Below are 25,541 nucleotides of genomic sequence, written 5' to 3' on the forward strand. Positions count from 1 at the left end.
ACATTTACATTTTCATTTTCAGCCATTTGCTCTCGCGTATTCGGCCAGCTTTTCATTACACTGCTCCACGATATTCGTGCAGGTCGTGTCTTTGTCCTGGTTGCCGGCGCCGAATTCCGCCATATTGTTCTTGATGATCTCATCAAGCTCCCAGTTGATGATGTCAAACGGTTCCTGAACATTTACATTTGAATTGCGCATCTGGTCTACCGCAACTGTGTAGTTGGGGTTCTCTTCCATGTAAGTCTGCATATCTGCTTCGTCATAGACTTTTGTGTTGACCGGGAGATATCCTGTCGCTGTATCAAATGCGATCTGTGCTTCCGGAGATGCCAGATACTGGGTAAAGATCCAGGATGCGTCAACCTGTGCCTCGTCGCCCTTGTCAAACATTGCAAGGCAGGATCCGCCGACTGCTGTTCCGCCTGTGTCTGCTGCGTCTACTTTCGGAAGCGGAGCTGTCGCCCACTCGAACTTGTCGCCTACAAGGCTGTCGATTGTTCCGATACGTGCGGATGACATAATCGCCATTCCGAACAGACCCATGGAGAACTCCTCGTTGATGTTGTCCTCTACTTCTTTGTATGCGCCTGTATCAACGACTTTCTGCCATTCGGTCAGGAACTTGTCGAGTGATCCGTCTTCACCGAAGGTCACTTCTGTCATCATTCCGGCACGTCCGCCTTCGTTGTTTCCGAAGAAGTTATACTCGCCCTGTCCTCCGATCCAGTTTGCAAGCTGGTAGCGGCGAACAGCTACATTCAGACCGTATCTTGTCACAGTATCTCCGTCCTTGACAAGCAGTTTTTCACATGCTTCAGCCATCTCTGCGATTGTCTGCGGCGGATTCTCCGGATCCAGGCCTACTTCTTCAAACATATCCTTATTATAGTAAAGCAGAATACTGGATACGTTAAACGGCATACAGATCAGCTCATCCTGATAGGAGAAGGCTCTCACAGAGTGCTCGTCCAGATCTTCTTTTGCCACGGTGATATTCTCACCTTTCTCGTACATATCCTCTACTTTGATCAGCTGTTCGTAATCCAGAGCTGACGGAACTCCGGCGCCTACGATCTGAGCCACATTCGGGAAGTTCTTCGTGTCGTTTGCCTGAGCAAGCGTTTTCAGCTTTTCGCTTACGTCATCGCCCTGGTATACACTTTTTACTGTAATTCCGTTTTCAGCGCCGACGGTTTCGTTAAATGTGTTTACAACCGCCTCCATGGCTTCGCCGTTGACTCCGGACATGGTGTGCCAGTATTCGATCTGTACATTTCCGTCCGATGATGTGCTTGATTCTTCTGTTGTCTGTCCGCATGCGGTCAGAAGGGAGACCGTCATTGCAGCTGCCAGTCCGAGACTGATCACTTTTTTCATTTTCATTTTTCTTTCTCCTTTGCCTTTTGCTTTTTCAGAGTTTTTCAGGCCTGTCAGCCTTTTACCGCTCCGCCCATAAGGCCGCCTACGATCTGTCTCCGGAAGATGATGAACATTACCGCCACGGGCAGCAGTACAAGGATTGATGCTGCCATAATCGGACCGTAAACTGTTCCCTCCGGGAAGTTCAGCATTGTTACGCCTACCTGGACGGTGCGCATCGCATCGTCGTTTGTCACAAGCATCGGCCACAGGTATGTATTCCATGTGCTGATGAATGCGGAAATAAAGACAGTTGTTAAAACTGGTTTATTTAACGGAAGCAGAATGGTTGCGAAAAAGCGGAAGTTGCTGCATCCATCTACTTCTGATGCTTCTTTTACATCTTTTGAGAACGTCAGAAAGTTCTGTCTCATGATAAAAATATTCATTGCCGAAACCATAAACACGATCATCATTCCGAGATAGGTATTGACCAGTCCGAGGTTTGCCACCGTCTGATAGTTTGTGATCAGAACAACATCCCCGGGGATCATGATGGTTCCCATTACGAATGCGAAGAGGAAACTTTTTCCTCTGAATTCGAAGAATGAGAAGGCAAATGCAGCCATGCTTGCTGTGATCACGCGGATAACGGAAGATACGCCGGCCAGGATCAGGGAGTTTAACATGTACCGTCCCAGCATGGTGGATTCGAGCGCCTTTTTATAATGCTCGAGAGTGATCGTTTCCGGGATCAGTCTGGGCGGCATGCTCAAAATCTGATCAGACGGCATGAACGAGATGCACAGTGCGTAGATGATCGGGAAGACGATAATCAGTCCGACCAGCAGCGCAAAAATCTGAAACGCCACACTCTTTGCAGTTTTGATTCTTTTGTAATGTTTTGGGTTGTATGCGTTTGTCAATTGTAATGCACCCCTTTCTTTTCAAATGAAAAGCTGAACGCCATGGCGATGGAAGTGATGATAAAGGCAATGATTGCCGCCGCGTATCCATCGTTGTAGTTCAAGTTGTTCACGGACTGTTTGTACATAAAGGAGATCATCGTCTCCGTGGAGCCCTGGGGCGCGCCCTGCGTCAGTATGAGCACCAGCCCTGACATCATCATGTTCTTTGCAAGCGAGTTGCAGATCAGATAAAACACAGTGGGCGAAATAATGGGAACAATAATCTTGAATGTTCTCTGGAAAAAATTCGCTCCGTCGATGTCAGCACTCTCAAGCAGATCCGATGAGATCCCGCGGACTGCCGAGAGAAGGAACAGGAAATTGTATCCGATATTCAGCCAGACGGCAATCAGACTGAGCGCGATCATCGCGATTTTTTTGTCGTTGAGCCAGTTAAAATGTGTGTTGAAAATGTAATTTAAAATACCGATTGTCGGATTGTACATCAGCTGGAAAATCATAGCCGCAACCGACATGGAAACAGCCATTGTGATTGCGTACAGCATCTCGTAGACCGGCGACAGCTTCGTCTTTCTGTTTGCAATCATTGCCAGCAGAAGGGCGATGAAAATCGCGATCGGAGAAGACATAACCACATAGATCAGCGTGTTCTTGATTGACTGAAGAAACGCCGGGTTGGTGAGTACACTGATAAAATTCTCAAGACCGACAAATTCCCTGATTTCCCCCATGGAATTTACAAGGAAGAAACTGCTGAAAACAGTTTTTGCAAACGGATAATATGTAAATCCGACGAAAAAAATCAACGCGGGAGCCAGGTACAGAAACGGTTCAATCCGTTTGCTCAGCCTCTTTTTCTTCTTCACTCTTCCCCTCCCTGTGAAGCTTGCCTGTTTTTCCATTTTTCTCTTCTCCTTTTCACAGTGTGTTGATGAATGGAATGAATTGTATGCTTGTATTAATATTAATACATCTGTGATGTAATGCAATCGTATCATGCAGGCAGAGTTGTGTCAATACGAAATTTGCTTGTATTAACAAGAATACAAGTTTTTTGGCTATTTATACTAAATCAGGATAAGATATTTGTGCATTTATGTGCGAAAATTACCCTGTCTGTGGTATGATACATATAAACGAAATCGGAACGCTTTCATTTTCTGTGATGAAAGCTTGGAAAAGTTCGGAGGAAACAGCCATGAAGATGAAAATCAGAAATAAGACGGCATTTACCGATGCGGAAACCACACTGGAAAAAGAAAACAGGGAAGTGTCATACCGGGCGGCCCTGGAGGGAATCGTCCTTCTGGAAAATGACGGGACACTGCCGCTTTCTCCGGGGAAAATCGCACTCTACGGCGCAGGGGCGGACATGACGATCAAGGGAGGCACCGGTTCCGGCGAGGTCAACGAGCGCCGCGTGGTGTCTGTGAAGGAAGGACTGGAAAAGGCGGGATTTACCGTCACGACAGAAAAGTGGATCGACGGATATGCCAGAGAGTACAGAAAAGGCGAGGAAGAGTATAAGGCGGAATTTCAGAGAAGACTCAGAAGCTTCCGCAAAGACGATATCATCAATATTATGAGCAGCCCCTACCAGTATCCGTTCGGCCAGCCGGTCACGATGAAGGATGTGGAAGAGTCCGGGACAGATACATGCGTCTATGTAGTTGCCCGGCAGGCGGGAGAGGGAGCGGACCGCAAACTTGAAAGAAAGGAGTATTCCCTGTCCGATGAAGAGAAACAGAATATTGCCATGTGCGCGGCAAACTACGAAAAACTGATTGTCGTGATCAACACAGGATCTGTGTTTGACATGAATTTCCTGGATGAAATCGAGGGGATCAATGCGGTTGTTTATCTGGCACAGCAGGGGATGGAAGGAGGAAGAGCGTTCGCGGATATCCTGTGCGGAAAAGTCTCTCCTTCTGCCAAAACGGTGGATACATGGCCGAAAAAGTATGAGGATATTCCCTGTGCCATGGAGTACAGCTATCTAAACGGAAATACAGAGGAAGAGTATTACCGGGAAGGGATCTATGTCGGCTACCGGTATTTTGACACGTATGACAAAGAGCCAAAGTATCCGTTCGGGTACGGCCTGTCCTACACAACATTTTCCGTGAAGGCACAGTCCGCTGAAGTGAGCGATTCCTATGTGAAGGTGACGGCAGAGGTGACGAACACGGGCAGCCGGCCGGGAAAAGAGATTGTTCAGCTCTATGTGAGCTGCCCGCAGAGCGGCATGGCAAAAGAATACCAGAGACTGGCCGCATTTGCGAAGACGAAAGAGCTGGCGCGCGGGGAGAGTGAAACGGCGGTGCTCCGGTTCCCCGTAAGCGACCTTGCTTCCTTCAGGGAGGAGGACGCTTCCTTTGTGCTGGAGGCGGGAGACTATATTCTCCGTCTCGGGACGTCGAGCAGAGATACGGAGGCAGCAGCGGTGCTTGTGCTCGATCAGGAGGCAGTAACGGAAGTATGTGACCACGTGTGCTTAAGAGCAGTCAGAGTAAATGAAATCCCCATGCCCGGAAGCGATGAACAGGAAAATGACGCGTCGGAAAACGGGGCTCCCGGCTTTGCCGATACAGGAGAGCGGGAGGATGTGGATCTTGAGAGAATCCATGTAAAGGCGGAAGAGATTGAAAAAGTCGTGCACAGCTATGAGGAACCGGACAGTTACTCTTCTCCTGTGACAGACCGGCTTCTTGCACCGCTCTCCGTGGGAGATCTCTGCGAGCTGGTCGTGGGATCCGGAATGACAGGGCAAAAACGCTTCTTTGAAGCGCCCGGAGCAGCCGGGTACACGACGGGAGAACTGCTGGAAAAAGGCATCCCCAATATCTGCCTGGCGGACGGGCCGGCAGGCTTAAGGCTCCAGAAAGTTTCCGCGGTGACAAGAGACGGAAAAGTAAAAGGCGTGGAGCCTCAGATATCGGTTATGAACTATCTGCCGGATATCATCCGGAACCGGATGCTCGGAAACCCGGAGAAACGGCCGTGCGTTTACCAGTTTGCCACATCGTTTCCGACAGGGACGGCTCTGGCGCAGTCGTGGAATACCGCTCTTCTGGAAGAGGTCGGGGAAGCAGTCGGAAAGGAGATGGAGGCATACGGCGTCACTTACTGGCTGGCGCCGGGCATGAACATCCACAGAAATCCGCTCTGCGGCCGGAACTTTGAGTACTATTCTGAAGATCCGCTGCTCACAGGAAAGATGGCTGCCGCAATAAGCCGGGGAGTTCAGTCCCGCAGAGGATGCTTTGTGACGGTGAAGCACTTCTGCTGCAATAATCAGGAGGACAACCGGAACCACACGAACGCCAATGTAAATGAGCGGGCGTTAAGAGAGATTTATCTGAGGGGATTTCGGATTGCACTGAGAGAAGGCGGGGCGAAGTCCGTCATGTCCTGCTACAATAAAGTGAACGGTACCTATGTAAACAACAGCTATGATCTGCTGACGAAAGTGCTGAGAAATGAATGGGGCTTCAGCGGTCTTGTCATGACAGACTGGTTCGCCACCGGCAAGGGGCTGGGAAGTCACAGCGCTGCCATTGAGGCTGGAAACGATCTGATTATGCCGGGCGGCAGAGGAGCAGTGCGGGAGCTTAAGAAAAAAGTCAGAAGCGGCGAGCTGGAAGTGACGGCTCTGCAGCGGTGTTCGGCCAATGTGCTGCGGGGAATCGTCGAATCCAGGATTTATCAGGCTTACAGGAAGAAAAACGCCGCGAAGAAAAAGGACGAATAAAGAAGAGATGATACAGGACACAAAAAAAGACAAAAAGATATACCCGAGAATCCTTGCGGCAGCAGTGCTTCTCATACTCAGCGCTGCCCTGATGATTCTCTCGGCTCAGGCGCCGGATTTTGCGGAGTGGTATTCGGAGCATATTTATCCGGTTTTTGTCGGCAGCCTGGGGCGGATCTTGGGCGTGTTCCCGTTCTCCGTATCGGAGATCTGCCTGTATCTTCTTCTTGCTGCGCTGATCGTGTCGCTCTGCGTTCTTGCCGTCCGGGTGGTCCGGGCGCTGGCAGGGAAAGGAGTCCTGTCTGAAGAAAACATTTCGGCAGAGACGCGGGGGACGGAAAAAGGTCTGCGGTCTGCGGCAGTGATAAGAGCTGTGACCGCATGGGTTTCCGGAATCCTTCTTGCAGCGGGCATTCTTGCCTTCCTCTATACGGTATGCTGCGGAATCAACTATCACCGCAGATCGTTTTCCGAGGAGGAAGGGATTATTACATATAACTATACGGCGGAAGAGCTAAAGGAAGTCTGCCTCTGGCTGACGGAGGGAGTCAACAGCCTTGCGGATGAAGTGAGCCGTGATGAAAACGGAGTCATGCGGCTTGACGCTCCGGAAGGGGAAGGCACGGTGGACGCCATGTATTCTCTGGCGGAAGAATTTTCAGCGCTGGAGGGCTATTATCCGCAGCCGAAGAAGATCATCGTGTCAGAGATTCTTTCCTATCAGAGTCTGACCGGGGTCTATTCCCCGTTTACAGTGGAAGCCAACTATAACGGGGACATGACCGCGTATAACATCCCTTTTACAACCTGTCATGAACTCTCCCACTTAAGAGGGTTTATGCAGGAGCAGGAGGCGAATTTCATCGCATTTCTGGCGTGCATCGGCTCAGACCGGACGGACTTTCAGTACAGCGGCTATTTGTCCGGCTGGGTGTACTGTATGAATGCCCTGTACCGCGCGGACTATGAGAGCTGGCAGGAAGTAAGAGCGCTTCTTGATACGGCTGCGGATCCGGATCTGGCGGCGAACAATGCGTTCTGGGCTTCGTACAGGGGCCCGGTATCCGAGACTGCCCGGCGGGTGAACGATACATATCTGAAAGCCAACGGTCAGGCGGACGGCGTGCAGAGCTATGACCGGATGGTGGATCTGATTGTGGCTTATTTCGAGTAATTGACAATTTACTCCTTTTCTGAAATATGCTAAAATAGCACTGTTAAGCACATGGAGACAGTGTGGTTATTTAAAGTAAGAAAATCAATTAAGGAGGCTTCACATGATCAAATTATATGACAATGGCGTCTATCTTTTAAACGGCGCCGAGATAGTCGAAGATACAGGAAACGTGCAGGTTCCTCTTTCAAAGGAAGAAGCCGCTCAGAATACGATGGCATACGGCATCTTAAAAGAGCACAATACTTCAGGAAACATGAACAACCTGCAGATCAAGTTTGACAAGCTTACATCCCACGATATTACGTTTGTCGGTATCATCCAGACAGCGCGCGCGTCGGGGCTGGAGAAATTCCCGATTCCCTACGTGCTGACGAACTGCCATAACAGTCTCTGCGCAGTGGGCGGTACGATCAATGAGGATGACCACATGTTCGGTCTGACATGTGCGAAGAAATACGGCGGCGTCTATGTTCCGCCTCATCAGGCAGTCATTCATCAGTTTGCCCGCGAGATGCTTGCAGGCGGCGGAAAGATGATTCTCGGATCTGACAGCCACACCCGCTACGGAGCGCTCGGAACGATGGCGATGGGCGAGGGCGGACCGGAGCTTGTAAAACAGCTTCTCAACAGAACGTACGACATCAAAATGCCGGGCGTGATCGCGATCTACCTGGACGGAGAGCCGATGAAAGGCGTCGGACCGCAGGATGTTGCCCTTGCGATTATCGGTGCAACATTTAAAAATGGCTATGTAAACAATAAAGTGATGGAATTTGTCGGACCGGGCGTGAAGAAGTTAAGCGCTGACTTCCGTATCGGCATCGATGTCATGACGACAGAGACAACCTGTCTGTCCTCGATCTGGACAACCGATGAGACGATCGAAGAGTTCTACGAGATTCACGGAAGAAAAGGCGACTACAAAGAGCTGAACCCGGGAGCGGTTACATACTACGACGGCTGTGTGTATGTGAACTTAAGCGAGATCAAACCGATGATCGCGATGCCGTTCCACCCGAGCAACGTCTACACAATCGATGAGCTGAACGCAAACCTGAAAGATATCCTTCACGATGTGGAGCAGAAAGCGCTCGTAAGCCTGGACGGCGCGGTGGAATATTCCCTTCAGGACAAGATCCGTGACGGAAAGCTCTATGTAGAGCAGGGAATTATCGCAGGATGCGCGGGCGGCGGATTTGAAAATATCTGCGCGGCAGCCGACATCATTAAAGGACACAATATCGGCTCCGACGCGTTTACTTTCAGCGTGTACCCGGCAAGTATGCCGATCTATATGGAACTTGTGAAGAACGGCGCGGTAGCCGATCTGATGGAGGCGGGAACCGTTGTGAAGACTGCATTCTGCGGACCGTGCTTCGGCGCGGGAGACACACCGGCGAACAATGCCTTCTCCATCCGTCACACAACGAGAAACTTCCCGAACCGTGAGGGAAGCAAGCTTCAGAGCGGACAGATCTCTTCCGTTGCGCTTATGGATGCGCGTTCTATCGCGGCTACGGCTGCAAACAAGGGATACCTCACACCGGCTACGGCTATGGATGTGGAGTACAAGGGACAGAAATATCACTTTGACAGCAACATTTACGCAAACCGCGTGTTTGACAGCCACGGCGTGGCAGATCCGGACGTTGAAATTCAGTTCGGCCCGAACATCAAAGACTGGCCGGCGATGTCTGCGCTGCCGGAGAATCTGATCGTGAAAGTGGTATCCGAGATCCATGATCCGGTTACAACGACAGACGAGCTGATTCCGTCAGGAGAGACTTCCTCCTACCGTTCCAACCCGCTGGGACTTGCAGAGTTCGCGCTCTCAAGAAAAGATCCGGCATACGTTGGAAGAGCGAAAGAAGTGCAGAAAGCACAGAAAGCCATCGAGGCAGATACATGTCCGCTGGATGCCCTTGAAGAGCTTAAGCCTGTAATGGAGACGATCCAGAAGACATATCCGGAAGTTGGAAGAGGAAACATCGGCGTCGGCAGCACCATCTTTGCGGTGAAGCCGGGAGACGGTTCCGCCCGTGAGCAGGCGGCGTCCTGCCAGAAAGTACTCGGCGGATGGGCGAATATCGCCATCGAGTACGCGACGAAGCGCTATCGTTCCAACCTGATTAACTGGGGAATGCTTCCGTTCCTCACAGACGCTGACCACGAGCATCTTCCGTTTAAGAACGGAGACTATATCTTCGTTCCGGACGTGAGAAAAGCGGTGGAAGAGAAAGCGGACGTCATCAAGGCGTATGTTGTCGGAGATGACTTAAAGGAAATCGATCTCCGTCTCGGCGATCTCACAGACGCGGAGAGACAGATCATTCTGGACGGCTGCCTGATTAACTATTACAAGGCGGCGAAGTAAGACAGACGGATTTGGGCGGGGAATATTTCCGCCGGCCAAAGTGACAGTACTTTTTTATTATAATAGGAGCCAGGTCTGGGTAAGGCCTGGCTCCTGGTGTCAATTCTTATATAATTAATATAAATTATCCGGAAAAATAAAAATTCCATGCAACAAATTCCCATTGCAGAGACTCTTATATATACCAGAATAAAAATATATATCAGTACAAAAATGATCGGATTCTGTCAGCAGTGCGCGGCCACGGCACGAGAGGAGGGGGTGCAGATGTACGATTACGAGAACAGTCCGGAACATGAGCTGATCCGGAGAGCGAAGAGGGGAGACGCAGAGGCGTTTTCACAGCTTTATGCAGAGATTTACAAAGATCTGTATAAGTTTGCCCTGTATGTGACACAGCATCCGCAGGATGCAGAGGATGCTGTGAGCGAGACGATTATATCCGCATTTGAAAATATCAGAAGCCTAAAGAAAGAAAATTCTTTCAAAAGTTGGATTTTTACAATCCTCAACCATAGGTGTAAGAAAGTAATCCGAAACAGTCACCGGGAATTTTCCATTTCTGACCAGGAAGAAACAGCCGATCCGGAGCCGGACTATGCCCAGCAGCATGACGTGCGGAGCGCATTTAATTCACTGGATGAGGAAGAACGGATGATTGTGGCGTTTTCTGTATTCGGAGGCTACCAGAGCGATGAGATTGCAGGAATGCTGGACAGAAACGCGGCAACGGTCCGCTCGCGTAAGAGCAGAGCGCTTGAAAAAATGCGGGCGATTCTCGAAAGAGCCGACGGATAGGAGGGACGGAGCATGGAAGACAGGGAATTGAAAAATATAGATGGGAATGTGGATGAAAAATGGGAAGAAACTCTGGAAGAAAAACTGCGCAGAAGTGCCGACGACGTCAAGATTCCGGTAACGCTTGAGCCAAAGACCGTCACAGAGATACTGAGGAAGAGAAGAAAAGAGAGACTGCGAAAATATGCAGTCCGTTTTGCCGGAGCTGCAGCGGCCGCCTGCGTCTGTATAGCAGTCGGGATCAGCTCGGGATATCTGAATTATGGAGAGGATACGGAGGGCGGCCGTGTCGCTTCTTCGGAGACCGACGCGGCCTCATCTTCTGCGGCTGGTACATCGGGAACAGCAGGACAGGGTCAGACAGAAGAGACGGGAGCGGCCGCAGATTCGGGAAAGATCGCCGCAGCGTCTGATTATGATGAGATCTACGAATATATTCAGGAGCAGCAGAAACAGTACGAGACACAGGCTGAAGTCTATTCGGACGGGACGATGGACGGCGCATCCGCATCTTCCGGTGCAGGAAACGGCGGGGCGGTGAGAGAGGAAAGTGCTTCTGACTCTGCGGGAAGCGGACAGACCGATACAGGTTCCTATTCAGATACGAATGTCCGCGAACAGGGAGTCGGCGAGGCAGACGCGGTCAAGACGGACGGGCAGAATCTCTATATCCAAAACGGACAGAAAGTAAGTATTGTCGGGATCGGTACAGAAGAGATGGAAGCCCTCTCGGAGATCCGCCTGGAAGACGACTGCTATATCAGTGAGATTTACGTGGAAGAAGGAAAGCTTGTCGTGCTTTATACCCGTTCGGAATATAACGAAGGCGATGAGGGATACGGGTATTACACCGACTATACATGTGCGGACGTTTATGACGTGTCCAGCCCGGCGGAGCCGGAAAAGATCACCACGGTATCCCAGAGCGGATATTATGATACCATGCGTGCGAAGGACGGCTATATTTATATTCTGAGCCGTTTCTATGCAGACGCAGCAGCGCCCCGATCCGGAATATCGGCGTATGTTCCGGAGGCAGGCGGAGATCTGATTGCAGCAGAGAATATTTACATGCCTCAAGGGCGGATGGGAAGCGAGTACACAGTGATTACCTCCTTCTCCCTGGAAAATCCGGAGGAGAGAACAGACAGCAAGGCCGTGTTCGGAACCGGCGGGATCTACTATGTGAGCAGTGAAAACATTTATATCACGGAGTCGCTTTATGGAGAAAATGACGCGGATGTGACGCAGACGTCTATCCGGAAAGTTTCATACAGCGACGGAATACTTGAGGGTGTGGCTCAGACGAAGATTGACGGCACGCTGAATGATTCCTTCAGTATCGACGAGTATGAAGGATATCTCCGGCTTGTGACGACCGTGACGCCTGTGAATAACAATGTGGGAATCCAGCCGTTTTACAGTCTGGATGACAGTACTTCCAGTGATACTGCGGAAGCAGTTGATACGAATTCGCTCTATGTTCTGGACGAAAATCTTGAGATCACCGGGGAGATCCGGAACATGGCGCCCGACGAGAGGGTGTATTCCGCCAGGTTTATGGGAGAGACCGGATATTTTGTGACGTTTAAGGAGACAGACCCGCTGTTTTCAGCGGATCTCTCAGACCCGGCAAATCCGGATATCATCGGTTCCCTGAAGATACCGGGATTTTCAGAGTATCTCCATCCGTACGGCGATGGCAGGCTGCTCGGAATCGGAATGGACGTGGATGAAGAGATGGTGACAACCGATGGCGTGAAGCTCTCCATGTTTGACATCTCAGATCCATCTGACGTCAAAGAACTCTCCATGTATATTCTTGAGGATACGTACAGCACAGATGTGGCTTATAACTACAAGGCGGTATTCGTCGATGTGGAGAAAAACCTCTTCGGGTTTATGGCATATGGGAACACCCCCGTTTACCATGTATTTTCCTTTGATGAGGAGAACGGATTTCAGGAGGTGTTCTCAAGAGAAATGCCCGGGTACGGAGATGTGCGCGGCCTCTATTCCGGGGACAGGTTTTACCTGGTTACAGGAAATACGGTGGAAGCCTACACACTCTCCGATTTCCGGAAGATCGATGATATCGTACTGTAAACATCCCGGCACGGGAAATCAGAATCCGCCTTTTTTCTTCACTATGTAGATAGGACGCTTTTTGCTTTCCATATAGTCTTTCGAGACATACTGTCCCAGGAGAGATAAAAAGATCATCTGGATTCCGTTGAGCAGAAGGATCAGGCTGACAAGCATGGGAACCACAGTGAGCCCTCCGCCAAAGAGTACAGACAATACCACTGTCAGCACGGCGGCGGCAATCAGGAGGGCTCCGACCGCTCCCGGCATTGCCGCAGGCACGGTCGAAAATGACAGTATGCCGTCGACGGCATACCGGAACAGAGAGCGGAAGGACCACTTGGATTCTCCGGCGGAGCGCTCGATATTGCGGAACGGAATCCATTTTGTATCAAAGCCGACAAACGAGAAAATTCCTTTCATATACCGGTTGTATTCCTTAAGTTCCAGGATGGAATCAGCCATCGCCCGGTTCATCATCCGGAAGTCTCCTTTCCCGTCGCCCATGTCAAGATGGCAGAAGCGGCGGATGATGCGGTAAAACGTACGGGACAGGAGCGATCTCAGTTTCCCGTCCCCTTCTCTTCCTTCCCGGAGTCCGGCACAGCAGTCATAATTCTCCGTTTTGAGAACATGATACATTTCTTTCAGAAGTTCCGGCGGGTGCTGCAAATCAGCGTCCATAAAGACGCAGTAATCTCCGGACGCGTTCTGGAGCCCTGCGTACATGGCGGCTTCTTTTCCGAAATTTCTTGAAAACGAAAGGTAGCGGCACCGGCTGTCTGATGCGGTCAGTCCGGAGAGAATCTCTGCCGTGCGGTCACAGCTTCCGTCATCTACGAAGATAAACTCACATTGTGCGCCGGGAATATCATCTGCTGTTTCAGATACGGCCCGATAGAAGTCCGGAAGCGCTTTTTCTTCATTATAGCAGGGAACAATGATACTTATTTTATCCATGACAGACTGCCTCCTTTTTAAAGATTCTGTATTTGCTGAGAAGATAGTTTCCGGTTACAGTGACTGCGCTGACGATAAGCTTGGCGGGAAACGGAGCGAGCTTCAGTTCGTCGATCAGAAGCCACAGAAGCAGATTCTCCGTCAGAAGCGTGAGGAAACGAAGTCCCACAAAGGACGCAAGCTCGGCTGTCATTCGGTTCCGGGAGCGGAATACCCACCGGCGGTTCAGAATATATGCTGTAATAACCGCTCCAGCCCACGCCGCGCTGTTTGCGGCAAGCCATGGGACTTCTAAAAACAGAAGTCCCGCATACAGTACATAATTTGCGGCGGTAGTTATGCCTCCGCTGACCAGATAAGTGATAAATTCTTTTTTATGATTCATAAATATCCCCTTCTTTCATTTCCATTTATTTTCCGTTCTCTGCTTTTTATGTCTCCTGCTTTCCTTCTTCAGTTTCCTGCTTTCGGCGTTGAAGCGCCGCGGACAAAAGCCAGATCACATAGACTGCAGATGAGAGCAGGCTGACTGCGCAGCCGGCAGTTTTGCCCGGCGGGGAAAAGGTGATTTCGATCCGGTGTGATCCTTCGGCCACGTATGCCCCTGCAAATGCTTCGTTTACAGTTACAAGAGGAACTCTTTCTCCGTCTACAAGAATCTGAAGTCCGTTCTGCATCGGTATGGTTGTGGCAATATATCCGTCAGATTCTGCGGTCAGAGAACCGGACAGAACGGATGTGTTTCCGGAAGCGGCAGTTTCTGATGCAGCAGAGGCCGGAGCATCATCCGGAATCAACGGGGTATACTGCTTTTCCGCAAACAGTCTCCGGTCATACAGATGCCATTCGATTTCACTCAGCACATAGTGCCCTTTGGAAAATGTGATCTCGATCCGGTTTACTCCCGTTTCGGAATCTCCGGAAAGCTGGTAGTGAAAGCAGTCATTTCCATTCGGATACGGGGCAAAGAAACCGGACAGCTTATTGCGGATGCTATTTATATCTATGACAACTGGCTGTGTCGTCTTATTCTCTACTTGGAACTGCAGCAGGACGATGTCCCCGGGAGAAGGATTTTCAAGATCCACAGTGAAAGTACAGTTTTCTTCTGCAGCGATCTCGAATCCATTCTGTGTACGGGTGATCTTAAGCCCGTCCGGTATATCTGCGGATGAAAATTCTGGTTCAAAAGCGCGCATATTTGCGGAATCGCCGGACTGTGAATCCGCGTTTTCGGCGGTTCCTTCGACTACGGTTTTCCGGGTGATAAGATCCAGTTTTTGGAGCGGCTCCAGCGTATCCCAGTACTGCTGCGGTACAACATCGTCTGTAAAATATACAGAAGGAAGGACGTTTTCGTTTTCTGCGATGACATGCTCACCGGACTCAAGCACCGTATTCCAGCCCTCCGGGACGGCATCCGCTGTTGTTTCAAGATAGCGGACGCCGAGAAGGTTCAGCATGAACGGATTGGCGGAAGTCAGAAGCGCGACCCGGTTGTTGATCCGGATGGGAGTCATAAGTGTGTCATAGTACAGATCCGAGTACGCCTGATTTGTAACGGAAGAGTACATCGTGCTCCGGGGCATCCCTGTTTTCGGGGTTTCATTTCCGCTTATAAGAGGGCTGTCCATACTGTCAAAGTGGTAGAGCGGGTCCATTTTGATGCCGGCGAGTTCCTCCGGCTGAAAGCCTGCCTGTATCTCGGAACGTTTTACCCAGTCTTCGGATTCTGCTGTGACGAGAAACATCCCCACAGGAGAAATCAAAGCCAGACATATCGCGAGGGCCCTTGTGGCCGAGAGGAATACAGAACTTCCGGGCAGCCGTTTCCATAAATGGCGGTACCGGAGTCTGCGCGCACCGCACAATGCAAAGAGAATTCCTGCTTCAGCCAGAATCCAGCCGAACTGCGGCTGACTGAACCAGAGAAGGCCAAGCGGAAATATGACTGCAAATGGCCAGAGGGGACGCTGTTTTTCATTCTGCAGAAAACGGACACAGTGCAGAACAACAAGCGGCATAAACGGGATCAGGATCTTTGGGCGGGCGTACAGTGTCCCGTTTAAAACCCACGAGAAGATCCCGAAAAGACCGAAGAGCAGAAAAAGGATGCTGTCCTTTCTGTAATCTTTCTGCCTGATGCCGGCAAGGATCACATAAAAACAGATAAAAGTAAGTCCCATTCCGTATTCATTGAACAGGAGGTTGTTCATTGCCGGATTCGGAGCAAAAAGAGAGAGAACCGAGAGCAGGGATATGCCCTCTCCGCCGTGTCTGTGCTCAAGCAGGACGAGCCCTGTCGGAAGGAGCAGCGCGGCAGCCATTCCTGCTCCGAGAACAGCAGCAGGCACATAGCTTCTGAGGAAGGAGATTCTGAAAAATGCGATGCCTTCCCGTTCTTCTGTGCGGTACCAGTACCAGCCGATGGCAGCAAATGCTGCGATAGCAAAATAAAAGCTGTGTATGCAGATCAGAAACAGGAAGAGCGGAAGCAGCTTCCGGCGTTTTTTTCTGACACATAGAAGAGCGGCAAGCAGAAACGGCAGGTAATTTACAAACATGATCTGGCGGTGCATATGAAACATGCATCCTGCTGTCATAAAAAGGATACTTCCCGTCCAGGCGGCAGAATCTTTCATACCCTCGCTCTTCAGCCATGTATAACAGAGCAGCACTGAGGCGAGACAGAGAAACATCATATATGCAATTACAATATTCAGCATGGAAATTTCCGGCAGCAGGCATCCGAGCAGGATATCAGGTCTCAGAAAACCGTAGTAGGAAAACTGGTATCCGTTGGAGCCGCCGCCAAGGTCAATCCATGACGGCAGCAGTGTTCCCTGCTTAAGACAGGCGCTGCGGATTGTTTCGGCCAGAGTGACGTGCTGGCTCAGCCAGTCTGTGTTTGAGCCGAATACAGAACCATCGGGAATGACGGCGGCAGTCAGCGCTGCAAAAATAAGAATGAGAGAGAAAGGATAAAGCAGTTTTTTCATTCAGAAATTTCCCCCTTTTCCGCTTTTTTATTCCGTTAAACAGAGTACTCCTTTCTGCTTAATAAAAGGTCGAAGAAATTCTGAAGAATTCTTAAGAACAGCTATATGGATCTTAAGAATGAGATCTTGAGAAAGCAGAAGCGGTATTGCGAAAGGTGAACAAACAGAATAAATTTTCTGAAAATTATAAAATAAATAAACAATAATAAATTAATTTAAAAATATTTTTAAAAAAGCATTGACAAATAAAGGCATGAATGATATCATAAGATCATCCAAACAGAGATAACCAAAACAACATCTCCAAAGGATATTTATCTAAGAGAACAGGGGTAATAAATTTTATATTATCAGTAGTTCGATTAGGTTAAAAATAAAAGCAGCAGGAGGTTAGTCCCATGGACAGTATAGTTTCAGTTAATTATCAATATGTCAGTGGTACGGCAAATGTAAGTTCCTGTGATGAAAGAGACCTTTGCTTTACATAAGATTAATAATCCGGAAATATACTAAAAGAGAAAGTGATCGGAGAGTTCGGAATTCGGATGAAAATCAATTCAGATTCAACATTTGCAGACGTATTGAATATAGATACCACATATGGCAGAATTTTGAAAGATGTGTAAAGAAACATCGATTAGAATATCTTTTTATAGAGAAGATACATAGTTATAGAAGTAATAATTCAGTAGGCTGTTTGAATATCAGATATGGGTACTGCTCCAGTTGAACGATTATAGGAAGAATAACTTGGAGGTCTTCTGAAAATATAAAATGGTACCGAGAGAAAACAGAAATTGTATGACAGAGGATGCTGCCATGAACCTCAAATTGTTATTATAAGGAGGGAAGATTTAATAAGTTGGTCTTAATAAATCGACCGCTGATCAATAACAAAAGCAGAGGTCTTACAGGAACGAATCAAGGTTTGCCTCCGGTTTTAAATAAAAGGATGAAAAAATTAAATAAGTATTAAAATGCATCGTCAATGTCAATTGAGGATGCATTTTTTTGACATTACGCACCTCATATGATAAACTAATTGCAAGAATACCTTCCGGAAGAAGCAGTTCCGGAGGTTTAATGCTGACCGATGAAATTATTTTTCGACGAGGTGAATGCGGTGGATAAGTACGAATATAAGTTAAAGACAGAACAGATGCTTGAACTTATGGAAGACGGCGCATACAGAAAAGCGGCGGATCTTGCAGATACAATCGACTGGAAACGCGTCCGCAATGCAGCGATGCTTACGAATGTCAGTGACATTTATGAGAAAAATAAAGAATACCAGAAAAGCTATGAGGTGCTGAATCTTGCTTACAGGCGTGCAGAGGGAAGCCGAAAGATTATAAGCCGGCTGTGTACTCTTGCGCTGAAAACCGGAAATGTGGATGAGGCCATTGACTATTATGATGATTTTATGCAGGTGGCTCCGAAAGATCCGAATCAGTATATTCTCAGATATCAGATTCTCAGAGCTCAGAGAGCACCGATTGAGCAGCAGATTGAGGCGCTGGAGGAGTATAAGAAGTCAGAGTACATTGAAGAGTGGGCGTACGAACTTGCTAAACTGTATCAGGAAGCCGGCATGACAGCGGAATGTCTGGAAGAATGTGATGATCTGATTCTGTGGTTCAGTGAAGGGCAGTATGTCTATAAGGCGATGGAACTGAAGATGCAGTATAAGCCTTTGACACCCTCTCAGCAGGAAAAGTATGACAGAAGATATGAGAAACTGTCTGCGGAGACGGAAGAAATGCCGGATATCGTGACTTATGCCGAGGAAAAGGCAGGAGCTGCGGATGCAGGCGGATCGGCCGGCCAGGCAGACACATCGTCTGAAGAACGTTCAGTCGATGATTCGGCTGATGATAAAACGGAATCGGATACAAATTCTGAGAGTCCGGCAGAGACAGCGAATCCGTCTGATGTAAGACCGGATGTCAGAGACGGCGGGACAGACACGCAGACTGAATCAGACGAACAGGCTGATACGGCAGTAAAAGAAGAAAAAACGGTACAGAAGAAAAAGCTTGGCGATACAATGCCGCTTGATGAAGCGCTGAGAAGACTGCTTCATCCCGGGAAAAAAGAGCCGGAAAAAGAAACGGAAAATGTGGCGGAAGAAGAGCCGGAGCTTGGCGATCTGGAAAAGGCAATCAGTGAGATTGAGTCTGTGGCGGATATGGAGATGGTCACAAAAATCGCTGATGAGAAGAAAAGACCGGCATCATCTTCCGGCGGAATGAAAGAAATTATTCCGGATGAGGATGATGAGATCAGCGGTCAGATGAATCTTGAAGATATTCTCACAGGCTGGGAGGGAGAGCCTGCGGATGATGCGGAGAGAGAAACTGCCGGAGATGAAAGCACATTTGGAGCTGTGGAAGAAATTATAGCGCGGACGGACGTTCCTGATTTTGGAGACAGTAAAGAAGAGCTTGACCTTGCTGACGCCGAGGGGCTTACAGGAGAGATTGATCTCACAGAAGCGGAAGACCTCACCGGAGAGATTGATCTCACGGAAGCGGAGGATCTCACCGGAGAAATCGATCTCACGGAAGCGGAGGATCTCACCGGAGAAATCGATCTTACAGAAGCGGAAGACCTCACCGGAGAAATCGATCTTACGGAAGCGGAAGACCTCACCGGGGAGAAGGATCTTGCTGAAGAGAAAACTCTGGCAGAAAAAGAGTCAGATATTACTACAGAAGGGGATACAACAGGGGAGACAATGGAGACAAAAAAGAAAACAGAACCTATTCTGCCGCCGGATATCCAGCGGATGATTGATGAAATTGAAGGAGTGATTCCACCGGAGGAAGAGGTAAAACCCAGACCGGAGAGAACTCTGAAGAGAATAAAAGAAGAGCCTCATGAGAATATGGGAAAAGTTACAGAAGAACTTCGTATGAGTCTGGACGATGATGATGAATACTCTGATGACGATGAGTATCTGGATGACGGAGAAGAGTATGTAGAGGAAGACGAGTACCTGGATGACGGAGAAGAGTATGTAGAGGAAGACGAGTACCCGGATGACGGGGAAGAGTACGCAGAGGAAGACGAGTACCCGGATGACGGGGAAGAGTACGCAGAGGAAGACGAGTACCTGGATGACGGAGAAGAGTACGCAGAGGAAGACGAGTACCCGGATGACGGGGAAGAGTACGCAGAGGAGGACGAGTACCTGGATGACGGGGAAGAGTATGTAGATGAGGACGAGTATCCGGACGATGATGAAGAACTAGAGGCGGATGATTACGACGAGTATGAGGACGAGGATGAGTTCGAAGAGGAGCCGGACAGCGCAGAGGAGTATGATGAATACAGCGGATACGACGACGAAGCGCCGGATCTCGAAGAGGAATTCCGGGTGAATCCGGATCACTCCGAGGAACCGGATGACAGAGAGATACCGGACGATGATGATGACGGCATGGATATTCTTTCCGCAACAACACCTCTCAGCAGAAAGGAAACTGCAAAACTCATAGCCACAGGAAAGACAGCGCCGCTTCCGCTTAACGAGATATCGGATGCGCTGTCCATGTCAGATACAGGATTTATTGTTCACGGCCGTTACGATCTGGAACTTCAGAGCGGCATTGGAACAAGAGCAGGACTTACGGAAGAGCAGAAGAAACTGTTTTCCTATTTTGTTCCGGTTCGCGGCATGAGCGAGCAGCTGGTTGATGTTCTGGAACAGGACAAAAACTGTACAAACCGCCAGGGCACATCAAAGACAGGAAACCTTCTGATTATAGGAAATAAAGGAAACGGGAAAACCGTCCTTGCCGTTGATGTCGTAAAAGCAATTCAGAAGCAGAGAGAGATTAAGCAGGGTAAAGTTGCCATCGTTACGGGAGAGTCCTTAAATAAGAAGAAGATCAGTGATATTTTTGACAAACTCTATGGAGGAGCTCTGATTATTGAGAAAGCGGGCAAGATGAATGAGCGGACAGTCGCCCGGCTGAACAAGGCAATGGAGAAAGATACAGGGGAACTGTTGATTGTACTTGAAGAGCAGAGAAAACCGCTCGACAGACTTCTGTCATCCAACAGGGAGTTCAGAAGGAAGTTCACATGCCGGCTCGAAGTTCCGATTTTTATCAACGATGAGCTTGTGACGTTTGGACAGACTTATGCACAGGAAAACGGATACCGCATTGATGAGATGGGAATTCTGGCTCTCTACAGCAAGATTGACTCTCTGCAGAGGGAAGATCACGCGGTAACAGTTGCGGAAGTGAAGGAGATCATGGATGACGCGATCCAGCACTCTCAGAAAGCATCCGCGAAAAAACTGATGAAGCGTGTGTTCGGAAAGAACACAGATGAGGCGGACAGAATTCTGCTTTCGGAAAAAGATTTCAATGTATAAACAGGAATACGTGTTATGTACAGATTATGTGCAGGCAGGCGGCCAAAAGGCCGCCTGTTTTTTTGTCCCGGAGCCGCTTACCACTTTCTTTTTCGGAGGGGATAAAGTATAATAGAGCTATATTAATTTAGTGCGAGGTGGCTTTATGAAAAAGGGAAAAAGCACAAAGAAAAAACTGCAGCCTTATGAGATCGGAGAGCTTGATCAATATCTTTTCGGACAGGGGAATCACTATGAGATTTATGAGAAGATGGGTGCTCATAAAGTGGTTCAGAATGGAAAAGAAGGCGTTTATTTTGCAGTGTGGGCGCCGAATGCCAGGAGAGCTGCGGTTGTAGGAGATTTTAATGACTGGGATTTTGAGGCGAACTATATGGAACGTCAGGAACCGGTCGGTATTTATACATGTTTTGTTCCCGGGGTTAAGGAAGGGGATCTGTACAAATTCTGTATTGAGACACAGCAGGGAAAAAGGATATTCAAGGCAGACCCGTTTGCGAATTATGCGGAACTGAGACCGGGAACCGCTTCGAGAGTTGCGGATATTTCACATCTGAAGTGGACGGATGATGCCTGGATGAAGCAGCGTGAGACATGGGATCACACAAAAAATCCGATGTCTATTTACGAGGTGCATCTCGGTTCCTGGATGAGACATCCGGGAAGAGAGGATGAAGGATTTTACACATACCGCGAGTTTGCAGATGCAATTGTGAAATATGTGAAGGACATGGGATATACTCATGTGGAGCTGATGGGAATGGCGGAGCATCCTTACGACGGCTCGTGGGGATACCAGGTGACGGGATATTATGCGCCTACTTCCAGATACGGAACACCGGAGGATTTCGCGTATATGATCAATTATCTGCACAGAAACAATATCGGTGTTATTCTTGACTGGGTACCGGCTCATTTCCCGAGAGATGCCCACGGACTGGCTGACTTTGACGGAACACCGACATTTGAATATGCGGATCCGAGAAAGGGCGAACATCCGGACTGGGGGACAAAGATTTTTGATTACGGAAAACCGGAAGTGAAAAACTTCCTGATTGCGAATGCACTGTTCTGGATCGAGCATTATCATGTGGACGGGCTTCGGGTTGACGCCGTTGCGTCCATGCTCTATCTGGATTACGGAAAGCAGGACGGACAGTGGGTTGCGAATAAATACGGCGGAAATGAAAACCTGGAAGCAATCGAATTTTTCAAGCATCTTAATTCTGTTGTCCTCGGAAGAAATAAAGGTGCGGTCATGATTGCTGAGGAATCTACTGCCTGGCCGAAAGTGACGGGTGCACCCGAGGATGACGGACTGGGATTCAGCCTGAAATGGAATATGGGATGGATGCATGACTTCACTGAATATATGAAGCTGGATCCGTATTTCAGGAAGAATGCGCATCATATGATGACATTTGCAAGTTCCTATGCCTACAGCGAGAACTATATCCTTGTCCTTTCACACGATGAAGTTGTGCATCTGAAGTGCTCCATGCTCAATAAGATGCCGGGACTCGGATTTGATAAGTATGCGAACTTAAAGGCCGGATATGCATTTATGACAGGACATCCGGGCAAGAAACTTCTTTTTATGGGACAGGAATTTGCGCAGCTCCGCGAGTGGAGCGAGGAAAGAGAGCTCGACTGGTATCTTCTTGCCGAGCCGGAACATCAGGCAATTCAGAACTGGTACCGGGATCTGCTTCACCTGTATAAGAAGAACAAGGCTCTCTATGAGATGGATCAGCAGCCGGAAGGATTCCAGTGGATTAATGCGGACGATATTTTCCGCAGTATTTACAGCTTTGTGAGACACTCCAAAGACGGGAAGAAAAACCTGCTCTTTGTGATTAATTTCACTCCGGTGGAACGTCCGGATTATCGCGTGGGAGTCCCGAGGAGAAAGCAGCTAAAACTTGTTCTCAACAGTGATGATGCTCAGTACGGCGGAAAAGGAGAGAAACGGCCTCTTGTGTACAAGCCTGTAAAACAGGAGTGTGACGGACAGAAATATTCGATTGCATATCCGCTGCCGGCGTATGGAGTCGCAGTATTTGAATATTAAGGGAGCTGTTTATGTTTAACAGATCTGTCTGACCGGATTATAAATTTCATATTGCTGTATAGTTACAATATCCCTCAGAACCGTATCGTGTTTTCGTGTTCGGATGCAGCGGCACTTGCCTCTACACGGTATGGTTCCGGGGGATCTTTGTTTTTACAGGTATGAATTTTTACACTGCCCTGATCAAACCTGCATAGAAATATGCTGGACCAGCGTCAGAACTGTACCAAAGACAGTTTATTTACAGAATGTTCATATTTTGTTCATATTACATAAAAATAGTGCTAAAATACAAAAAATACTAATAAATAATATACAAAAATGGTTAGAAAGTGCTATAATGGAATCAAATTTTTTTTAAGGAAGGAGAGGTTTCAATGGACAATGAATTGGCACTACTGACGTTATGCGGTTCTGTGATTGCACTTCTTTTTGTTGTGAGCAGAGCACAGAAGGTTCTTCGTTTCCCGGAAGGAAATGAGACGATGAAGAAGATCTCCGCATCTATCCACAAGGGGGCGATGGCGTATCTGCGCCGGCAGTATAAGATTCTGATCGGCTTCTTTGCGGTGATGTTTGTCATTCTTTTCGTGATGGCTGCGCTGGGGCTTCTGACATGGTTTGTACCGTTCGCGTTTGTTACGGGAGGATTTTTCTCGGGACTTTCCGGTTTTGTCGGAATGCAGATCGCAACGAGGGCGAATGCAAGGACAGCGGCGGCCTGCCAGAAGAGCTTAAACCGCGGACTTAACGTGGCGTTTTCCGCCGGCTCTGTTATGGGATTTACAGTTGTAGGACTGGGGCTTTTGGATATCTCTATCTGGTATCTTCTTTTAAGGCTTGTATTTAAGCTTCCGCTGGAGGATATTACAAGTACCATGCTTACTTTCGGAATGGGCGCGTCTTCCATGGCGCTGTTCGCCCGTGTGGGCGGCGGCATCTATACGAAGGCGGCCGACGTGGGAGCAGATCTTGTGGGAAAGGTAGAAGCGGGCATTCCGGAGGATGATCCGAGGAACCCGGCCGTGATCGCCGACAATGTGGGGGATAATGTGGGTGACGTGGCCGGAATGGGAGCGGACCTCTATGAATCCTATGTGGGTTCTATCCTGTCCGCGTGCGCGCTCGGCGTCATCGCTTTTAATAAAATCGAATCTGTGGACCGGGTCAACGCAGTGGTGATCCCGATGATTCTTGCGGCGGTTGGAGTGATCGCTTCGATTATCGGCTCGCTGCTTGTCAAAACCGGCGAAAATACCGATCAGGGAACACTTTTGAAGGCGCTCAGAAGAGGAACAAATACCAGCGCGGTGATTATTGCCGTCGTGGCATTCCCGCTTGTCTGGTTCATTCTCGGGAAGGACTTTATCGGGTTCTATTTCGCGATTCTTGGCGGACTTCTTGCAGGCGTGCTGATCGGGTTTTTTACGGAATATTTTACATCGGATACCTATAAACCGACACAGAATCTGGCGGGCAAGTCGGAGACGGGCGCGGCGACGATCATCATCGGCGGCCTGGGACTGGGCATGCTTTCCACGGCAGTCCCGATCGTGATTATCGCGATCTGCGTGATGGCGGCCTACGCTCTGTCCGGCGGATTTATCGAGTCAACGCGCGGGCTGTACGGCATCGCCCTGGCGGCGGTGGGCATGCTTTCCACGCTCGGCATTACGCTGGCAACCGACGCGTACGGGCCGATCGCGGACAACGCGGGGGGCATCGCCGAGATGGCGGGCCTTGACCCGGAAGTGAGAAGGCGTACGGACGCGCTGGATTCGCTGGGAAATACGACAGCCGCAACAGGGAAAGGATTTGCCATCGGTTCCGCGGCGCTTACCGCCCTGGCGCTGATCGCATCTTATGTGGAGAAAGTACAGGAAGTAGGCGGAGCGGAGATCGTGCTTGACATGAGCGTGATGAATCCGACGGTTCTGGTCGGCATCTTTATCGGCGCCTGCCTGCCCTTCGTGTTCGCGGCTCTGACCATGGAGTCTGTGGGACGCGCGGCGCAGAGCATCGTCGTGGAAGTGCGCCGCCAGTTCAAAGAGATTAAAGGCCTGATGGAAGGAAAGGCGGATGCGGACTATGAGACCTGTGTGGACATCTGTACGAAGGCAAGTCTTCACGAGATGATTCTGCCCACGCTTCTGGCGATTATCACACCGGTCGTGACGGGACTGATTCTCGGGTACAACGGGGTGATCGGGCTGCTCACGGGCGCGACCGCGACCGGATTCCTGATGGCGATCTTCATGGCGAATGCAGGAGGCGCGTGGGACAACGCGAAGAAATACATCGAGGGCGGTGCTCATGGAGGAAAAGGCAGCGAGCAGCACAAGGCCGCGGTAGTCGGAGATACGGTCGGCGATCCGTTCAAGGATACGTCCGGGCCGTCCATCAATATCCTGATCAAGCTGCTTTCGATGGTTTCCATCGTGTTTGCGGCTCTGGTTGTGAATTATCATATTTTCTGATAAAAGGCGAGGTATGGGAAAAGGCTTTTCTGTGATGACATATACAGGAGGGCCTTTTTTGATTTCTGAAAAATTTCGACGCTTCATATATTGACAGAAAAATCACAATGTGCTAATTTAAAGATAAGGTTAGGTCGGTCGAATGAACTAAAAATAATGACAAAAGGAGAA

Annotated in this window: 14 protein-coding genes; 8 read left to right on the forward strand and 6 right to left on the reverse strand. The window is 49.2% G+C overall.

Annotation, left to right across the window (positions count from 1 at the left end; all coding sequences use genetic code 11):
* Positions 1 to 18: 18 nt before the first annotated feature.
* From LKD70_RS13275 to LKD70_RS13285, 3 genes are read right to left on the reverse strand one after another with little or no spacing between them, the layout of a single operon-like run.
* Entirely contained in the window at positions 19 to 1,386 is a 1,368-nt protein-coding gene (locus LKD70_RS13275) for an ABC transporter substrate-binding protein (RefSeq protein WP_227708447.1), read from the reverse strand.
* A gap of 47 nt (positions 1,387 to 1,433) precedes the next feature.
* On the reverse strand, positions 1,434 to 2,288 hold the full coding sequence (locus tag LKD70_RS13280; protein WP_227708448.1) for a carbohydrate ABC transporter permease: 855 nt from the start codon (positions 2,286 to 2,288) through the stop codon (positions 1,434 to 1,436).
* Entirely contained in the window at positions 2,285 to 3,193 is a 909-nt protein-coding gene (locus LKD70_RS13285) for a carbohydrate ABC transporter permease (RefSeq protein ID WP_227708449.1), read from the reverse strand. Before LKD70_RS13285 ends, LKD70_RS13280 begins: the two co-directional genes overlap by 4 nt.
* Positions 3,194 to 3,489: 296 nt before the next feature.
* On the opposite strand from LKD70_RS13285, the gene LKD70_RS13290 reads away from it, so the two are divergent.
* The 5 genes from LKD70_RS13290 (at position 3,490) to LKD70_RS13310 (ending at position 12,497) form a co-directional block, all read left to right on the forward strand.
* Positions 3,490 to 6,042: a beta-glucosidase gene (locus tag LKD70_RS13290; RefSeq protein WP_227708450.1), complete on the forward strand. Its 2,553-nt coding sequence runs from the start codon at positions 3,490 to 3,492 to the stop codon at positions 6,040 to 6,042.
* Positions 6,043 to 6,049: 7 nt separating this feature from the next.
* On the forward strand, positions 6,050 to 7,216 hold the full coding sequence (locus LKD70_RS13295) for a DUF3810 domain-containing protein (protein ID WP_227708451.1): 1,167 nt from the start codon (positions 6,050 to 6,052) through the stop codon (positions 7,214 to 7,216).
* Between the two features lie 103 nt (positions 7,217 to 7,319).
* Entirely contained in the window at positions 7,320 to 9,593 is a 2,274-nt protein-coding gene (locus tag LKD70_RS13300) for a hydratase (protein ID WP_227708452.1), read from the forward strand.
* A 267-nt stretch (positions 9,594 to 9,860) separates the two neighbouring features.
* Positions 9,861 to 10,391, forward strand: a complete 531-nt coding sequence (locus LKD70_RS13305) for an RNA polymerase sigma factor (RefSeq protein WP_227708453.1) — start codon at positions 9,861 to 9,863, stop codon at positions 10,389 to 10,391.
* Positions 10,392 to 10,403: 12 nt separating this feature from the next.
* Positions 10,404 to 12,497 (forward strand): beta-propeller domain-containing protein, encoded by a 2,094-nt coding sequence (locus LKD70_RS13310; RefSeq protein WP_227708454.1) that lies wholly within the window; start codon positions 10,404 to 10,406, stop codon positions 12,495 to 12,497.
* An 18-nt stretch (positions 12,498 to 12,515) separates the two neighbouring features.
* On the opposite strand, the gene LKD70_RS13315 is transcribed toward LKD70_RS13310, so the two are convergent.
* From LKD70_RS13315 to LKD70_RS13325, 3 genes are read right to left on the reverse strand one after another with little or no spacing between them, the layout of a single operon-like run.
* Positions 12,516 to 13,436, reverse strand: a complete 921-nt coding sequence (locus LKD70_RS13315) for a glycosyltransferase family 2 protein (RefSeq protein ID WP_227708455.1) — start codon at positions 13,434 to 13,436, stop codon at positions 12,516 to 12,518.
* Positions 13,429 to 13,821 carry a GtrA family protein gene (locus LKD70_RS13320; RefSeq protein ID WP_227708456.1) on the reverse strand — a complete coding sequence of 131 codons (393 nt, stop codon included), beginning with the start codon at positions 13,819 to 13,821 and terminating at the stop codon, positions 13,429 to 13,431. The genes LKD70_RS13315 and LKD70_RS13320 overlap by 8 nt, the downstream gene beginning before the upstream one ends.
* 46 nt (positions 13,822 to 13,867) lie before the next feature.
* Positions 13,868 to 16,435: a YfhO family protein gene (locus tag LKD70_RS13325; RefSeq protein ID WP_227708457.1), complete on the reverse strand. Its 2,568-nt coding sequence runs from the start codon at positions 16,433 to 16,435 to the stop codon at positions 13,868 to 13,870.
* Positions 16,436 to 17,528: 1,093 nt separating this feature from the next.
* Here LKD70_RS13325 and LKD70_RS13330 point away from each other — a divergent pair.
* The 3 genes from LKD70_RS13330 (at position 17,529) to LKD70_RS13340 (ending at position 25,370) form a co-directional block, all read left to right on the forward strand.
* Positions 17,529 to 20,822 carry a hypothetical protein gene (locus tag LKD70_RS13330; protein WP_227708458.1) on the forward strand — a complete coding sequence of 1,098 codons (3,294 nt, stop codon included), beginning with the start codon at positions 17,529 to 17,531 and terminating at the stop codon, positions 20,820 to 20,822.
* Between the two features lie 145 nt (positions 20,823 to 20,967).
* Positions 20,968 to 22,893, forward strand: coding sequence for a 1,4-alpha-glucan branching protein GlgB (gene glgB, locus LKD70_RS13335; protein ID WP_227708459.1), 1,926 nt, complete (start codon positions 20,968 to 20,970; stop codon positions 22,891 to 22,893).
* Between the two features lie 377 nt (positions 22,894 to 23,270).
* Entirely contained in the window at positions 23,271 to 25,370 is a 2,100-nt protein-coding gene (locus LKD70_RS13340) for a sodium-translocating pyrophosphatase (protein ID WP_227708460.1), read from the forward strand.
* Positions 25,371 to 25,541 lie beyond the last annotated feature (171 nt).

Origin of the sequence: Ruminococcus turbiniformis (genome assembly GCF_020687545.1) — a bacterium.
GTDB lineage: Bacteria > Bacillota > Clostridia > Lachnospirales > Lachnospiraceae > Mediterraneibacter > Mediterraneibacter turbiniformis.

Bases quoted from the DNA above. Each gene is read 5' to 3' on its own strand.
- LKD70_RS13275 (WP_227708447.1), bottom strand. From the start codon at position 1,386: ATGAAAATGAAAAAAGTGATCAGTCTCGGACTGGCAGCTGCAATGACG.
- LKD70_RS13285 (WP_227708449.1), bottom strand. From the start codon at position 3,193: ATGGAAAAACAGGCAAGCTTCACAGGGAGGGGAAGAGTGAAGAAGAAA.
- LKD70_RS13290 (WP_227708450.1), top strand. From the start codon at position 3,490: ATGAAGATGAAAATCAGAAATAAGACGGCATTTACCGATGCGGAAACC.
- LKD70_RS13295 (WP_227708451.1), top strand. From the start codon at position 6,050: ATGATACAGGACACAAAAAAAGACAAAAAGATATACCCGAGAATCCTT.
- LKD70_RS13300 (WP_227708452.1), top strand. From the start codon at position 7,320: ATGATCAAATTATATGACAATGGCGTCTATCTTTTAAACGGCGCCGAG.
- LKD70_RS13305 (WP_227708453.1), top strand. From the start codon at position 9,861: ATGTACGATTACGAGAACAGTCCGGAACATGAGCTGATCCGGAGAGCG.
- LKD70_RS13310 (WP_227708454.1), top strand. From the start codon at position 10,404: ATGGAAGACAGGGAATTGAAAAATATAGATGGGAATGTGGATGAAAAA.
- LKD70_RS13315 (WP_227708455.1), bottom strand. From the start codon at position 13,436: ATGGATAAAATAAGTATCATTGTTCCCTGCTATAATGAAGAAAAAGCG.
- LKD70_RS13320 (WP_227708456.1), bottom strand. From the start codon at position 13,821: ATGAATCATAAAAAAGAATTTATCACTTATCTGGTCAGCGGAGGCATA.
- LKD70_RS13325 (WP_227708457.1), bottom strand. From the start codon at position 16,435: ATGAAAAAACTGCTTTATCCTTTCTCTCTCATTCTTATTTTTGCAGCG.
- LKD70_RS13330 (WP_227708458.1), top strand. From the start codon at position 17,529: ATGAAATTATTTTTCGACGAGGTGAATGCGGTGGATAAGTACGAATAT.
- glgB (WP_227708459.1), top strand. From the start codon at position 20,968: ATGAAAAAGGGAAAAAGCACAAAGAAAAAACTGCAGCCTTATGAGATC.
- LKD70_RS13340 (WP_227708460.1), top strand. From the start codon at position 23,271: ATGGACAATGAATTGGCACTACTGACGTTATGCGGTTCTGTGATTGCA.